We start from the raw sequence: 14,111 nt of genomic DNA, 5'->3' as shown, positions 1-14,111 counted from the left end.
GACTGTTATGGCTTTTTTTGTGTTCAAACGTTGAATTATTGGGGCAGACGGAAAATGTTTTGGTTAAGGTATTTTAGGCTTCCAATCTTTTAGGTAATTTATTAGATAGTACGATCTACTCATTCTAACCCTCTTTCAATATTGGTACAAGCTCCTTTTATATTGAACTTATGGAAGCATCACTTAGCTTTTCTGAAAAAGCAAGTGAATGATTTTGCTTTGACAGGTAACTTACCTCTGCTGGAAGAAAATATGCTTGTAGTGGGGCATGCTCAGACTGATATTTACATAGGTGAACTTTCAGTCGGGGACATTGTCGGAGAGGTTCGTACATACTTGAAAGATAAATGCCAGTTGGAGGAAGAAGCGTATAAGGATTGGCTTTATGGGGAAGGGCATGATTACAGAATGGTACAGCTGTCGGACGATTCTGTATGGACTTTGCGTTTGGGAGCAGAACAGGGGTTGTTTATTCACCTGCACCCTGCACGGGATGTGCCAAGTTCAGTTAGGGTTAAGGCAATAACCCTTAAAACAGCTATTCTAACGCTTGTGATGGCTTTGAAAGAAGATAAAGACCCATATGATGTTGACTTGATCAACTCTGTAAGACGTACATTTCTACAAGCTCCTCCGGTACAAAAACTGAGGGAGGGTAGGGGATTGGAGAAAATATTGTCCATACTGGTCAAGTGAAAAAAAGCATTGCTTCCCATAGAAAGAAAGCAATGCTTTTAGTTTTATTAGTGACAATGACCGTCAGGTCCATGTACATGTTTGTGGTCAATCTCTTCTTTTGTCGCTTCTCTAAGGTCAGCGATTTTTCCCTGATAGTGTAAGTCATATCCTGCTAATGGGTGGTTGAAGTCCATTTGTACACGATCCTCTTCCACTTCCATGACTTCCGCAATATGCTGCTGTCCCAAATCATCCATCATTGGAATCAGTGAGCCTTTTTGCAGTTGGGAGCGGTCAAACTTTTCATCTCCCTCAAAAGCACTCATAGGTATAAAGATGATTTTCTCTTCATCGTAATTACCAAAAGCCTCTTCGAATGACAGGTGAATATCAAACTCATCACCTTTTGCCTTGCCAACGATCTTCTCTTCAAAGTTAGGTAAGACATAGCCTGTCGCATACAATACGGTCAGTGGGTCATTCTCATCTTTCTCTTCAAATAGGTATTCGATATTGTCACCATTGTCAACGTACATTTTGTAATGTAAGGTCACGACACATGGTTTTTGAGCTTCTATCTTCATCGTGTTGCTTTTAGCGTGAATATTATTCAGACCTGTTATCTGATAAAAACATGAATAGAGATATAAAAAAATCCCGCCTTATTGAAAAAGGCGGGATTTGTATATTTCTGAATATTGATTGCTGATTAACCAACTGAACCTTCCAAGCTAAGCGCAAGAAGCTTTTGAGCCTCAACAGCAAACTCCATTGGAAGTTTGTTCAGTACTTCTTTACAGTAACCGTTAACGATTAGGGCAACAGCTTGCTCTGTATCGATACCACGTTGGTTACAGTAGAAGATTTGATCTTCACCAATTTTGGAAGTAGTAGCCTCGTGCTCTACCTGACCCGTTTTGTTGCCAACTTCAATGTAAGGGAAAGTGTGAGCTCCACAAGTGTCTCCCATAAGCAGTGAGTCACATTGAGAGAAGTTACGAGCGTTTTCAGCTTGTTTCATCACTTTTACCAAACCACGGTAGCTGTTTTGAGATTTACCAGCAGAAACACCTTTAGAAACGATTCTAGATTTAGTGTTCTTGCCAATGTGGATCATCTTAGTACCTGTGTCAGCTTGCTGCATCTTGTTGGTAACAGCTACTGAGTAGAATTCACCAATAGAATTGTCACCTTTCAGGATACAAGAAGGGTATTTCCAAGTTACAGAAGAACCAGTCTCTACCTGAGTCCAAGAAAGTTTGGCATTGTCGCCGTAGCAAATACCACGCTTCGTAACGAAGTTGTAAATACCACCTTTACCTTCATCATCACCAGGGTACCAGTTCTGAACTGTAGAATATTTTACTTCAGCGTCCTTGTTAACAAAGATTTCTACTACAGCTGCGTGCAATTGGTTTTCGTCACGTTGAGGAGCTGTACAACCTTCAAGGTATGAAACGTAAGAACCTTCTTCAGCTACAATCAGTGTTCTTTCGAACTGACCAGTATTGGCAGCGTTTATACGGAAGTATGTTGATAGTTCCATCGGGCATCTTACACCTTTTGGGATGTAACAGAATGAACCGTCAGAGAATACAGCTGAGTTCAATGCCGAGAAGAAGTTGTCATTTACAGGAACAACAGATCCAAGGTATTGCTTCACCAATTCTGGATGGTCTTTAACTGCTTCACTGAAAGAACAGAAGATGATACCCAGCTCACCAAGCTTGTCCTTAAAGGTCGTGGCTACTGAGATTGAGTCAAAAACTGCATCAACGGCAACACCTGTCAGTCTTTTCTGCTCTTCAAGAGAGATACCCAGTTTCTTGAAAGTCTCAAGAAGCTCAGGATCCACTTCGTCCAAAGACTTTGGCTTTATCTTTTGTTTAGGCGCAGAATAATAGATAATGTCTTGGTAATCTATATTCTCAAAGTATACGTTCGCCCAATCAGGACACTCCATCTGTTGCCATCTCTCGAAAGCCTTCAGTCTCCACTCCAACAGCCATTCCGGTTCCTCTTTCTTCGCAGAAATGAAACGGATGGTGTCCTCGTTCAGACCTTTAGGAGCAGATTCAGTTTCGATGTTGACTGTCCAGCCGTGTTCGTATTCTTTTGAAGTGAATTCCTCTAAGATTTGTGTATCTTTATCTGCGCTCATTATTATCTATTTCGTTAAGTTCAATGCCCAAATATAAGAATTTATACTTCTTATTTAGGATTAATCTAAATTGCAACCGCAAAACTATAACAATTTTTTCTCTTTAATGTTCAAAAGTGCATTTTTTTTCGACTGCGTGTACTTTTATTAAGAAGCACGTTATCTCAACATACACTACAAGCTAATCCTCCAATTTGTTTTGAATTATTTTGAATATTCTCTTCTGCAATACTACAAAAGAGATGGGAGCTTTTGTAACGTTTTGGTTGTTTGTATATTTCTTTAATGTTAAAATTTGAACATATAAAATAATAAAAGTTTAGTTTTTAACTAAAAGTGTTGACTTTCCCCATTTTTGTAGTGATTTTTGTCACATCAACATCTGTAATCTCAATTATGGTGACTACTGAAATGAACAACTTTCTTTCTAAGAGGCTATTCAAGCCGTCACATCTTCTTGCCTTCTCATAAGGTGCCAAACTGTAATGCTCATCTCAGATGAGTGAGACCATTCTATTATCCTGTTCAGGAATAACTCTAATTCAGCAAACGTATTTTGATTCCTTTTTTGGGAATACTTACTGCTGAGATAAATAATTGTAACAAGTACATTTTATAAGGGTATTGACAGTCTTGCGATTAGGCAGGAAGGAAGAACTATAACCAAAATTACTTACCCGCAAAACAAAAACACACTCGTAACGATGAATGATGTAAGACTAGTAACCGTAAGATCTGAAATCGCAGCAGGAACAAGAGGCGCAGCATTGGGGATTGATGCTATGATTGTTGCTTCATTGGACAATAAGTCCACTTTTTTTGCTGAACACGAATCTGTCAATGTAGAGGACGCTAACGCTGTTCTTTTCAAGAAGAACAAGTTTCCGAATGCAAAATATATCAACAAGGTTCATGAAGTGCTTGAGCGCGTTTGTGAAACCACTTCTTCCGTAATGGAAAGCGATTATTTCCCTGTTGTATTGGCAGGAGACCATTCGACGGCAGCAGGTACTATCTGTGGTGTTAAGAAAGCAAATCCAGACAAGCGACTTGGCGTAATTTGGATTGACGCCCATGCAGACCTTCACTCTCCATATACTACACCATCAGGCAATATGCATGGAATGCCTTTGGCAATGGTAAGCAATGAGGATAATATGGAAAGCAAAGTGAATGACCCTGACACTGAAACAACTGCTTACTGGGATGCTATTAAGAATGTTGGGACAAGAGGGCCAAAGATTGAAGCTTCTGATATTGTCTTTATATCCGTAAGGGATACAGAAGGGCCTGAAAATGTCTTGATGAGAAAGCATGGTATCCGAAACTTCAAAACGGAAGAGGTAAGAGAAAAAGGTACTAAGCAGATTGCAGCTGAAGCGTTGGAGCAATTGTCTCACTGTGATATTATTTATGTTTCATTTGATGTAGATAGTATGGACTCCCGTATATCAAAAGGAACTGGAACTCCAGTAGAGAATGGGCTTACAGTAGAAGAGGCATTGGAACTGAATAAGTTGTTGGTAGCTGATAAGCGCGTTTGTGCTTGGGAGATTGTAGAAGTGAACCCGACACTTGACCGTGAAAATACAATGGCAGAAAATGCTTTTAGAATTCTTTCAGAAACCGTGAATGTTATTGAGAAGCGTCTCGGAAAAAACAACATGGTAACAGTCTGAGGTTAATTGTCCTATATATACCTGCGGTGTCCTTTGCTCTGGTGACACCGCAGTTTTTATTTTTTCTAGTTGACCCCTCCTTTCGCCACTTGGCATCTCAACCCTTCATTTGAAAAATTAATAGTACTTAATCAGTGGATTTATGGTACTGTATTGCTATTGATTGATAGTCATTTGAATATCATGTTAATTTATAGTTAAGGCATCGCTATTATGTGAGTGCTTGGGAACTTGTCTTTTCCGTCAAAGGTAGTCTGCTGCTTGTCCTTAATTATGTGGACTTGTAAATACAAACAGGTTTAACTACAGCATCATTTCTATAAAATCCACCCTTTAAAACCTCCTCTTTTTATCGTTTTTCCACCTTGCATTTCATAGATATGAACACCTCCTCTAGAAGTTATACAAAAACAGTTGATTTAAGTGATAATGAAATTGTCAGACTTAGGACTGCTATTGAAGAGCGAGCAAACAGCTTGACACATGCGTTTGCTGCTTTATTAAGTGTAGTGGGGCTGATTGTCATGCTCGGTAAAGTGGACCAAACCAATGTTGCAGCTGTTACAAGTGTTTGGTTGTATGGTAGCAGCATGATCTTCGTGTTTACAGCTTCAGCATTTTTACATGCCTATTATGATCATAAGTTGACGAACTTACTTGATACACTAGATCATGCAGGTATAAACTTGTTAATAGCTGGGACTTATTCTCCTTTTCTGTTGTTGGGAGTTGGAGAAAAGACAGGATGGAGTTTTTTCTGGGTGATATGGGGTATCGCTATCGGAGGTGTACTTTGGAGAATGTGTATGGGGGAAAGAGTACGTTGGGTTTCACTCGGTATCTACATTCTGATGGGGTGGTTGTGGGTGTTAGAGTTAGATGCTCTTTCTGATGCATTACAGGATGGTTCTTACTATCTGATGTTGGCAGTGTGTTTATATATGATGGGTATGGTCTTTTATCTTTGGGAAAGGTTGCCTTTTAATCATACGGTTTGGCATGTGTTTGCAATGGTAGGGACATTTATGACTTATTATGTGATCTATAATTATATTCTTTGAAGTAGCTTAAGCAGATATACTTTAAGAGTCTGTAACCCCTTCCGAAAACCAGTTTTTCAGAAGGGGTTCTGTATGTATTTGTAAATCAGTTGTTTTAATGACTTGTGTTTGTTCTTATTCATATTTGTTTTTTGATTCTACCAAGATGTTTTCATATGTTAGCCTCTTGTATGAGATTTTGGCTGAAATGAGTAGGTCAATAAGTGAGGAGTCAAGTGAACAATTGATCCACAAACTGGAGAAGGAATAAACGGGAAACTAACAGAAAATGAATCAGAACTTTCTATTGTCAGCGGGCTCTCCGCTAATCACCAATGATGCAGTAGTGTTTGGACTGCTGATGACTGCGCTTGCTTTTGTGTTCTATACGGCAAGCAGTAATCATAAATTTTGGAAGATGTTTTACACAGTAGTGCCTGCACTGCTGATGTGTTACCTTATACCATCCTTACTGAATTCTGCTGGAATTATTTCAGAAGAGAAGTCTAACCTATATGGAATGGCTAAGAACTACCTTCTGCCTGCAAGTTTGGCTTTGATGACACTTAGTGTTGACATGAAAGCAATCATGCGATTGGGAGGCAAGAGTTTGGTCATGTTCTTTACAGCTACTGTAGGTATCGTGATTGGTGGACCAATTGCCATCATGCTCATTTCAGCTGTGTCTCCTGAGACTGTTGCTGGTGCAGGGCCAGCGGAGGTTTGGAGAGGCTTGGCTACTTTGGCAGGTAGCTGGATTGGTGGTGGAGCCAATCAGGCAGCTATGCTGGAGATTTACCAATATGACCAGAACCTTTATTCAGGGATGGTAGCGGTAGATATTATTGTAGCTAATATTTGGATGGCTATTGTGCTTTTTGGTGTAGGTAAGTCAGCCAAAATAGATAAATGGCTGAATGCTGATGCTTCATCAATTAAGGAGCTGCAACAAAAAGTGGAAGCTTATCAGAATAGTATCAACAAGATTCCATCACTGAAGGATATGATCTTGATCGGAGGGGTAGCTTTTGGTGCTGTAGGTGTCTCTCACCTGTTCTCAGATATAATGACAGGTTTTATAAGTGCCAATTACCCTTCATTGAATGATTCAATATTGGGAAGTGGTTTCTTCTGGGTTGTGGTAATTTCTACTACAATAGGCTTGATGCTTTCATTTACGAAGGCGAGAGACCTTGAAGGTGCTGGTGCTTCTAAATTGGGTAGCGTATTTATATACATACTGGTTGCGACAATCGGTATGAAGATGGATGTGACCAAAACGTTAGACAACCCAGGGTTGTTGGCTATTGGTTTGGTATGGATGTCCGTTCACGTTGGATTGCTGATATTGGTAGCGAAAATTATTAGAGCGCCGTTCTTCTTCTTGGCAGTAGGAAGCCAAGCGAATGTAGGAGGTGCCGCTTCAGCGCCTATAGTAGCTTCAGCTTTCCATTCATCATTAGCACCGGTTGGAGTTTTGTTGGCAGTGTTAGGGTATGCCTTGGGAACTTATGGTGCTATATTCTGTGCAGAACTGATGCAGATTGTATCACCTTAAATAAAGAAGTTTACCTATAAATGGTTTTACAGCTTCTGTAAGCCTTAAAAAAAGTCAGTGCCTGAAACAAGGGTGCTGACTTTTTTTGTGTCCAAATGGGAGCGTTTTTACCCTATTTTACGAGTGTGTGAGTCCATATTCAAATGAAATATGGTGTAAGGTCTTAAAAGGTATTTTACTCTTTTGGATGAAGAACTTTTAACGAATGTAAAGTTCTGTAAAAGTCGATTTTTAAAGTATTTTTTATGTGGAATAATATTTCGGTAATTGAAAATTCTTAAAATTATCACCCTTTATTTATCTAAATACTTGCATTCTCTTCCGAAGCAGAATTAAGTCTATATTTTTTACTTAAAAAGTTCATTTATGTTTGTTTTTTCTGAAATACTTGCTTTATATTTGTTTCAAACGAAATAAAAAAGTGTTGAAAAAAGTGCAAAATATCGCCCTAGTCATTATTGATATTCTCATCGTCGTCCTACACAGATGGCAGTGAGCAGGGTATATATTGCTATTTATCAGCATACCGGCCATTGTCACCCGAAAAAGATATGACGATGGCCGTTTTTTTATACCAGTGTGAGTCTATGTGAAAATATGGTGTTTTAAAATTTAGGTGTTCACAGCTATGAAATCGAGACTTCACTGGTGATTAACTCAAGAATCACAATACCAAACACACACAATGCGATGAAGTATTTCGATGAAGAAACGGTGGTTTTCCATAACGGAAAATTCATTAAAGCAAAAGATGCAGGCACAGACTTGTATAGTCAGTCTTTACACTACGGCAATAGTGTTTTTGATGCGATGAGAGCTTATGATACTGCTTTGGGGGCACATGTGTTTAAGGCACATCAGCACTATAAGCGTTTCAAGGAGTCAGCAGAGCGTATGTGCCTGACACTACCTTATTCTGTTGAGGAACTGGTGAGTATTACGTATGCACTTTTGGAAGAGAATAACTTTTCTGATGCATATATCCGCCCAATGGTATATGCTGGTGCTAATCTTGAACTTACCCCAACTGAACAATCTGGGCTGTTTATAGCTGCTTGGAAATGGGATAAGTACCTAGGAAAAGATCTTTTGGATGTGACAGTATCATCATACTCTCGTCCTAGTCCTAAGTCATGTCATGTGGAGTCCAAAATAGCAGGAAACTATGCTTCTGCTACAGTGGCACTGGCTGAAGCAAAACGTAATGGTTTTGACGATGCTTTGATGTTGGACGTAGACGGTAATGTAGCTGAAGGTACTGGTGCTAACTTCTTCTTCGAAATTGGAAATCGCCTGTTCACACCTCAGTGTGGTCATATTTTCCCTGGTATTACGAGACAAACCGTATTGGAAATCAGTCAAAGTCTGGGCATTGAAGTGGTTGAGGGTAAGTTCAGACCTGCTGACCTGAATAGAGTAGACGGAGCCTTCTTTGCAGGTACTGCCGCACAGATTACAGGAATCCGCTCTATCAATGGCAATCCAATGCGCAAGAAATGGGAGAATACTATTGGCTATACCATTTTCGAAAAGTATGGTCATATCGTAACTCAAAATGAATATGACGGCTACTCGATTATCTGAGAAGTCGCTTTTTAATAAATTATTGTAATTGCTGAGCAAGTTCGGGCTTGGTGTGGTCCGTATTGCCAACTTTTTTTTAATCACTGCTCTGTATGTCGGATATGAATAAACATAGCCGCACGGTTACGCAAGATCCAACGCAACCGGCGGCCCAGGCCATGCTATACGCAATTGGCTTAAGTGAAGATGATTTAAAAAAACCTCAGGTAGGAATTGTGAGTACTGGATTCGAAGGAAATCCATGTAACATGCACCTTAATGACCTGTCGACTTATGTGAAGAAAGGAACTGCCAAAGCTGATCTGATTGGGCTTATTTTTAATACCATCGGAGTGAGTGACGGCATGACCAATGGTACGACAGGAATGAATTACTCTCTCCCTTCTCGTGACATTATTGCAGACTCTATTGAAGCGGTTGTTTCAGGTCAGTTTTATGATGGATTAGTATCCGTTGTGGGATGTGATAAAAACATGCCTGGTGCCATGATAGCGATGTGTCGTCTGAACCGCCCTGCTATTCTGGTATATGGAGGTACAATTGCATCTGGTTGCTACAAGAAGAAAAAACTGAACATAGTGTCAGCATTTGAAGCACTGGGTGAAAAGTTTGCAGGCAAGATCTCTGATGAAGACTATAAAGGTATTATTCAGAACTCATGTCCAGGTGCGGGAGCTTGTGGCGGTATGTACACAGCCAATACAATGGCTTCTGCCATAGAAGCATTGGGACTTAGTTTGCCATACAGTGCATCAAATCCGGCAGTAGGTGATGATAAGCAAAAAGAATGCGAGGCGGCTGGAGAAGCAATGCATAACCTACTCAAGATGGACCTTAAGCCTAAGGACATCCTTACCAAAAAATCTTTTGAAAATGCTTTGACAGTGATTATGGCACTTGGTGGTTCTACCAATGCCGTATTGCACATGCTGGCCATTGCTAAAGCGGCTGATATCGAACTGTCATTGGAAGACTTCCAGCGAATCAGTGACCAGACACCATTCCTTGCTGACTTGAAGCCAAGTGGTAAGTACCTGATGGAAGATGTACATGCCATTGGTGGTACTCCTGCTGTAATGAAACAGCTGTTGGCTGATGGCCTGTTGCATGGTGACTGTATGACTGTGACGGGTAAAACATTGGCTGAGAACTTGGCTGATGTGGAGTCTCTAGCTGAAGGACAGGACTTGCTGAGACCATTGAGTGAGCCAATCAAACCTTCAGGGCATATCCAGATTCTTTATGGAAATATCGCTAAAGAAGGCTCTGTTGCTAAAATCACAGGAAAAGAGGGAGAACGATTTGAAGGTGATGCAAAGGTCTATGACGATGAATTTGCAGCCATGAAAGGTATTCAGAGTGGTGAAGTGAAGGCAGGGCAAGTGATTGTGATCCGTTACTCTGGTCCAAAAGGAGGTCCTGGTATGCCAGAAATGCTGAAACCGACATCAGCAATTATGGGTGCTGGATTAGGTAAAGAAGTAGCACTGATTACAGACGGCCGTTTCTCAGGAGGTACTCATGGTTTTGTGGTAGGGCATATTACACCTGAAGCACAAGAAGGCGGCAACATTGCCCTGATTAAGGATGGCGATAAGATCATTATTGATGCAGTCAATAACACAATTGATGTAGCTGTCAGTGATGAGGAACTTGATGAGAGAAGAAAAGAATGGAATGCACCGCCGCTGAAATTCAGTAGGGGGGTACTATATAAATATATCAAAACCGTTTCGTCTGCCTCAGAGGGATGCGTGACGGATGAATTTTAGTCATTTATAATCAACTAAACATTCAAAACATTATCCTATGGCTACTATGACCAACACTTTGTCAGGCAAAAGCCAAGGCAACGAGGTTCCGACCAAAAAGAAAGTGACTGGGGCAGAAGCGGTAGTGTTATCACTGCTTGAAGAAGGAGTAGATATACTGTTTGGCTATCCGGGTGGTGCCATCATGCCTGTGTATGATGAGCTTTATAAATATCAGGACCAACTGAAACATGTATTGGTGCGCCATGAACAAGGTGCTGTACATGCGGCACAAGGTTTTGCTAGAGTCACCAATGATGTAGGGGTCTGTATCGCTACTTCAGGTCCGGGAGCTACAAACCTAATTACCGGTATTGCTGATGCCATGATTGATTCAACTCCATTGGTATGTATCACTGGACAGGTGGCAAAACACCTATTGGGTACGGATGCATTTCAGGAAACGGACGTGGTGGGGATTTCAATGCCTGTAACCAAATGGAACTATCAGGTGACAAAAGCATCTGAAATTCCAGAGGCAATCGCCAAAGCATTTTACTTGGCTAAAAGCGGAAGACCAGGTCCTGTTCTAATTGATATTACAAAGAATGCTCAGTTTGAAGAGTTTGACTTTGAATATAAGAAATGTGAGAAAGTACGTAGCTACAAGCCAGTAGAACCTGCTGAAGAGTCAACACTGGAAGAAGCTGCCAAATTGATCAATGAGGCAAAGAAACCATACATTCTGGTTGGTCAAGGTGTAATCCTGTCCGAAGCTCAAAAAGAGTTTATAGAATTTGTGGAGAAGACAGGTGCTCCTGTAGCCAGCACATTGTTGGGCCTTTCAGCCGTCTCTGCTGACCATCCACAGTATGTGGGATATTTGGGGATGCATGGTAATTATGGACCCAATGTCAAAACCAATGAATGTGATGTCCTGATTGCCATCGGGATGCGCTTCGATGACCGTGTTACCGGAGACCTCAGCAGATATGCAAAGCAGGCAAAAGTGATTCACTTTGAAATTGATCCGGCTGAGATTGATAAGAATGTGAAGACAGATGTTGCGGTTATCGCAGATGCCAAGGAAGCATTGACACGTTTGTTGCCAAAGTTGGAAAATCGTACACACGATGCTTGGCTTGAAGAATTCAGGGCATGTGATCGACTTGAGGAGGAGAAGGTTCATGTAAATGACTTTGCTCCGGATACGAAGAAGCCAAAAATGGCGGAAGTTGTGAAAATGCTCTCAGAAATGACTGAAGGCAAAGCAGTAATCGTAACAGACGTTGGTCAGCATCAGATGGTAACTACCCGTTACTATGAATTCCGTCAGTCGGTGAGTAATGTCACTTCTGGAGGTTTGGGTACTATGGGCTTTGCCTTGCCAGCTGCGATTGGTGCCAAGTTCGGCAAAAGAGATCGCGAAGTCGTGATGATTGCCGGAGACGGTGGTTTTCAGATGACACTTCAGGAACTGGGTACTATCATGCAGGAGAAGTTGCCTGTAAAGATTCTGATTCTTAACAACAGTTTCTTGGGTATGGTAAGGCAGTGGCAGCAAATGTTTTTTGAAAGACGCTACTCCTTCACTGAAATGGATAACCCTGATTTTGTGAAGCTTGCCGGTGCTTTTGATATAGAAGCCATGAGAGTGAGTGACAGGGAGTCTCTGCACGATGGATTGACAGCGATGCTGAACTCAGAAGAGTCATTCCTGCTTGAGGTGGTAGTAGAGAAGGAAACGAACGTATTCCCGATGATACCAACAGGTGAATCTGTTTCCAATGTAAGACTTGAGTAGGTCAGGTCGAACCACGGTAAAAGCAAACTTCAATGATGAACCCTTTGAATGATGGAAAAGAAAAGATTCACCCTTTCAATATTCACTGAGAATACAGTCGGATTGCTGACAAGGATTACACTGATCTTTACTCGGCGAAAAATCAATATAGAAAGCCTGACAACGTCAGCATCTGAAATTGACAATGTACACCGCTTCACAGTGGTATTTAATAGCTCGCACGAAAATGCTATTAAGGTGCTCAAGCAGATTGAGAAGCAAGTGGATGTAATCAAGTGCTTCTGTTATGAGGATCAGGATATCATTTTCCAGGAAATAGCCTTGTACAAAGTGTCTATTCACAACCTGCACGAGGGCAATGAGGTGGAGAACATCGTTCGTAAAAGCCATGCTCGCATTTTGGCTGCTCAACCTGATTTCCTAGTGATTGAAAAGACGGGCCATGAGTATGAGACCCATGAGCTTTACGAGCAGTTGAAACCGTTCGGCCTGATGCAATTTGCCCGTTCTGGAAGAATTGCATTGGCAAAAGAAAGACAGGAAGTAAGTGCTATGCTGAGGGATTTGGCAGAAAATAGTATCTAATGTAACCACTTATAAGAGTCTGACGGGTGCAGCCATGTGCTGTGCCCCTGTTAGGCACTCAAAAACATTCGAACATTCATATTTTAAATTTTTCAAAACTAACAGAATTATGGCTAAGATTAATTTCGGCGGAACAGTTGAGGAAGTAATCATGAGAGAAGAGTTCCCATTGTCCAAAGCACAGGAAGTACTGAAAGAAGAAACAGTAGCAGTTATTGGTTATGGTGTACAGGGCCCAGGTCAGGCACTGAACATGAAAGAAAATGGCGTCAATGTAATCGTTGGTCAGCGTCAGAATTCAGCTTCTTGGGACAAGGCAGTAGCGGATGGTTTTGTACCAGGTGAAACACTTTTCCCTATCGAGGAAGCTGTACAGAAAGGTACAATTATCTGTTACCTGCTGTCAGATGCAGCACAGATTGCAGTTTGGCCTCAAATCAAGCCTTACCTGACTGCTGGTAAAGCATTGTATTTCTCTCACGGTTTTGGTGTGACTTACAAGGACAGAACGAACATCATTCCTCCTGCAGATATTGACGTAATTCTGGTAGCGCCTAAAGGTTCAGGTACTTCATTGAGAAGACTGTTCCTGGAAGGTAGAGGTCTGAACTCTTCTTATGCAATCCACCAGGATGCTACAGGTAGAGCGAAAGATAGAACAATTGCTTTGGGTATCGCAGTAGGTTCTGGTTACCTGTTCGAAACAACTTTCGAAAAAGAAGTTTACTCTGACTTGACAGGTGAAAGAGGTTCTTTGATGGGTGCCATCCAAGGTTTGTTTGAAGCTCAGTACTCAGTATTGCGTGAAAAAGGACACACTCCTTCTGAAGCATTCAACGAGACTGTAGAGGAACTGACTCAGTCACTGATGCCATTGGTAGCTGAAAACGGTATGGACTGGATGTATGCAAACTGCTCAACTACAGCTCAAAGAGGTGCACTTGACTGGAAAGACAAGTTCAGAGATGCAGTTCGTCCTGTAGTGGAAGACCTGTACGAGTCTGTAGCAACTGGTGAAGAAGCACAACGTTCAATCGACACTAACTCTCAGCCTGATTACCGTATTAAGTTGGAAGCTGAGCTGGAAGAGTTGAGAAGTTCTGAAATGTGGCAAGCAGGAGCAGCTGTACGTCAGCTGAGACCTGAAAATAAATAATAATAGGCGAGAGGAATACGGAACAAGACTGTTTCGCTAGACTCAAAGCCTTTTTCAAAATACATCTACCATAGGTGTATTGTCCTACACAGTAATGGTGTTGTGTTTGGTAAGA

Annotated in this window: 11 protein-coding genes; 9 read left to right on the top strand and 2 right to left on the bottom strand. The window is 41.2% G+C overall.

Annotated elements, in window-relative coordinates; all coding sequences use genetic code 11:
* Window positions 1-162: 162 nt before the first annotated feature.
* Complete coding sequence (locus V6R21_RS20730) at window positions 163-696, top strand: hypothetical protein (RefSeq protein ID WP_334245467.1); 534 nt, start codon at window positions 163-165, stop codon at window positions 694-696.
* Window positions 697-743: 47 nt separating this feature from the next.
* On the opposite strand, the gene V6R21_RS20725 is transcribed toward V6R21_RS20730, so the two are convergent.
* Together V6R21_RS20725 and sufB are read right to left on the bottom strand one after the other, a co-directional pair.
* On the bottom strand, window positions 744-1,262 hold the full coding sequence (locus V6R21_RS20725; RefSeq protein WP_334245466.1) for an FKBP-type peptidyl-prolyl cis-trans isomerase: 519 nt from the start codon (window positions 1,260-1,262) through the stop codon (window positions 744-746).
* Window positions 1,263-1,387: 125 nt separating this feature from the next.
* A complete protein-coding gene (gene sufB / locus V6R21_RS20720) occupies window positions 1,388-2,839 on the bottom strand; it encodes a Fe-S cluster assembly protein SufB (protein WP_334245465.1) in 1,452 nt (483 codons plus the stop codon).
* A 704-nt stretch (window positions 2,840-3,543) separates the two neighbouring features.
* Here sufB and rocF point away from each other — a divergent pair.
* From rocF to ilvC, 8 genes are all read left to right on the top strand, one after another.
* Window positions 3,544-4,518 carry an arginase gene (rocF, locus tag V6R21_RS20715; RefSeq protein WP_334245464.1) on the top strand — a complete coding sequence of 325 codons (975 nt, stop codon included), beginning with the start codon at window positions 3,544-3,546 and terminating at the stop codon, window positions 4,516-4,518.
* Between the two features lie 380 nt (window positions 4,519-4,898).
* Entirely contained in the window at window positions 4,899-5,579 is a 681-nt protein-coding gene (gene trhA, locus V6R21_RS20710) for a PAQR family membrane homeostasis protein TrhA (protein ID WP_334245463.1), read from the top strand.
* Between the two features lie 268 nt (window positions 5,580-5,847).
* Window positions 5,848-7,116, top strand: a complete 1,269-nt coding sequence (locus V6R21_RS20705; protein WP_334245462.1) for a DUF819 family protein — start codon at window positions 5,848-5,850, stop codon at window positions 7,114-7,116.
* Between the two features lie 690 nt (window positions 7,117-7,806).
* Entirely contained in the window at window positions 7,807-8,700 is an 894-nt protein-coding gene (gene ilvE / locus V6R21_RS20700; protein WP_334245461.1) for a branched-chain-amino-acid transaminase, read from the top strand.
* Between the two features lie 92 nt (window positions 8,701-8,792).
* Window positions 8,793-10,472, top strand: a complete 1,680-nt coding sequence (ilvD, locus tag V6R21_RS20695; protein WP_334245460.1) for a dihydroxy-acid dehydratase — start codon at window positions 8,793-8,795, stop codon at window positions 10,470-10,472.
* Window positions 10,473-10,518: 46 nt separating this feature from the next.
* A complete protein-coding gene (gene ilvB, locus V6R21_RS20690) occupies window positions 10,519-12,255 on the top strand; it encodes a biosynthetic-type acetolactate synthase large subunit (RefSeq protein WP_334247590.1) in 1,737 nt (578 codons plus the stop codon).
* Window positions 12,256-12,306: 51 nt separating this feature from the next.
* On the top strand, window positions 12,307-12,840 hold the full coding sequence (gene ilvN / locus V6R21_RS20685) for an acetolactate synthase small subunit (protein WP_334245459.1): 534 nt from the start codon (window positions 12,307-12,309) through the stop codon (window positions 12,838-12,840).
* A gap of 109 nt (window positions 12,841-12,949) precedes the next feature.
* The gene (gene ilvC, locus V6R21_RS20680; RefSeq protein ID WP_334245458.1) at window positions 12,950-13,996 is read left to right on the top strand and encodes a ketol-acid reductoisomerase; all 1,047 of its coding nucleotides are present in this window, start codon (window positions 12,950-12,952) and stop codon (window positions 13,994-13,996) included.
* The last annotated feature ends 115 nt before the right edge of the window (window positions 13,997-14,111 follow it).

This window comes from Limibacter armeniacum, assembly GCF_036880985.1.
Classification (GTDB): domain Bacteria; phylum Bacteroidota; class Bacteroidia; order Cytophagales; family Flammeovirgaceae; genus Limibacter; species Limibacter armeniacum.
Note: the sequence above shows the minus strand (reverse complement) of the source record. Positions and strands in the feature narration are given on the sequence as shown.

Excerpts from the sequence above, each read along its gene's own strand:
- V6R21_RS20725 (WP_334245466.1), bottom strand. The coding sequence starts at position 1,262 with ATGAAGATAGAAGCTCAAAAACCATGTGTCGTGACCTTACATTACAAA.
- ilvE (WP_334245461.1), top strand. The coding sequence starts at position 7,807 with ATGAAGTATTTCGATGAAGAAACGGTGGTTTTCCATAACGGAAAATTC.
- ilvN (WP_334245459.1), top strand. The coding sequence starts at position 12,307 with ATGGAAAAGAAAAGATTCACCCTTTCAATATTCACTGAGAATACAGTC.
- trhA (WP_334245463.1), top strand. The coding sequence starts at position 4,899 with ATGAACACCTCCTCTAGAAGTTATACAAAAACAGTTGATTTAAGTGAT.
- sufB (WP_334245465.1), bottom strand. The coding sequence starts at position 2,839 with ATGAGCGCAGATAAAGATACACAAATCTTAGAGGAATTCACTTCAAAA.
- ilvB (WP_334247590.1), top strand. The coding sequence starts at position 10,519 with ATGACCAACACTTTGTCAGGCAAAAGCCAAGGCAACGAGGTTCCGACC.
- ilvC (WP_334245458.1), top strand. The coding sequence starts at position 12,950 with ATGGCTAAGATTAATTTCGGCGGAACAGTTGAGGAAGTAATCATGAGA.
- rocF (WP_334245464.1), top strand. The coding sequence starts at position 3,544 with ATGAATGATGTAAGACTAGTAACCGTAAGATCTGAAATCGCAGCAGGA.
- V6R21_RS20705 (WP_334245462.1), top strand. The coding sequence starts at position 5,848 with ATGAATCAGAACTTTCTATTGTCAGCGGGCTCTCCGCTAATCACCAAT.
- ilvD (WP_334245460.1), top strand. The coding sequence starts at position 8,793 with ATGTCGGATATGAATAAACATAGCCGCACGGTTACGCAAGATCCAACG.